The sequence below is a fragment of the Rhodoferax sp. ZS1R8 genome (assembly GCF_056521325.1).
In genome coordinates, this window is the sequence record NZ_JBWMBA010000069.1 from 1 (window position 1) to 1,099 (window position 1,099).

2 protein-coding genes are annotated in these 1,099 nt (G+C 63.6%); both read left to right on the forward strand.

Annotation, left to right across the window (positions count from 1 at the left end):
• On the forward strand, nucleotides 1–752 hold a 752-nt coding region (gene phnK / locus AC097P_RS23800), incomplete at its 5' end, for a phosphonate C-P lyase system protein PhnK (RefSeq protein ID WP_479612905.1).
• Nucleotides 753–763: 11 nt separating this feature from the next.
• Nucleotides 764–1,099 (forward strand): ATP-binding cassette domain-containing protein (locus AC097P_RS23805; RefSeq protein ID WP_479612906.1); only part of this gene is annotated, 336 nt, incomplete at its 3' end.

Genomic DNA, 1,099 nt, shown 5'->3' on the forward strand with positions numbered 1-1,099 from the left:
AGGGCCAGCCGCGTTGGGCGTGCAGGGGTGTAAGTTTTGATCTGTACCCCGGTGAGGTGTTGGCCGTGGTGGGGGAGTCGGGTTCGGGCAAAAGCACGCTGCTGCGCCTGCTGGCTGCGCGCCATGCCTGTGACGAGGGATCGGTGCACTACGACGTGCGCGCCGAGTCCGACGAAGCGTCTGCCGGTTTGGTGGATTTGGCCGAACTCTCGGAAGCCCGATTGCGCTGGCTGGCCCGCACCGACTGGGGTTTTGTGGAGCAACATGCCCGCGATGGCCTGCGCATGAATGTGTCGGGCGGTGCCAATGTGGGAGAGCGCCTGATGGCGCTGGGCGCGCGCAACTACGGCGGGCTGCGCAGCAAAGCCCTGTCGTGGATGCAGCGTGTGGAGCTGGACACCACCCGCATAGACGATTTGCCCGCCACCTACTCCGGCGGCATGCAGCAGCGTTTGCAGATTGCGCGCAACCTGGTGACCCATCCGCGCCTGGTGTTTATGGACGAGCCCACTACTGGCCTGGATGTATCGGTGCAGGCTAGGTTGCTGGACCTGCTGCGCGAGCTGGTGGACGAGCTGCAACTGGCCGCCGTAGTGGTCACGCACGACCTTGCCGTGGCACGCCTGCTGGCGCAGCGCATGATGGTCATGAAAGACGGCCAGGTGGTCGAGCAGGGCCTGACCGACCGGGTGCTGGACGACCCCCAGCACCCCTACACCCAGTTGCTGGTTTCTTCGGTTTTGACCCCCTGAGCGCGGACACTATGACTGCTGCAATTGAAACCATTGCCCTGTGCAAAACCTTTACCCTGCATAACCGCGCAGGGGCCAAGTTGCCGGTGTTTGCCAACATCGATCTGCAGGTGCAAGCCGGTGAATGCCTGGCGCTGACTGGCCACTCCGGCAGCGGCAAAAGTTCTCTGCTGCGCTGCCTGTACGGCAACTACGGTGCCACGAGTGGTGAGGTGCGTATCCGCCATCTGGACAACTGGGTAAACCTGGGCCAGGCCGAGGCGCGCGAAGTGTTTGATGTGCGCCGGCGCACCATGGGTTATGTGTCGCAGTTTTTGCGCACCATTCCGCGCGTGTCCACGCTGGAC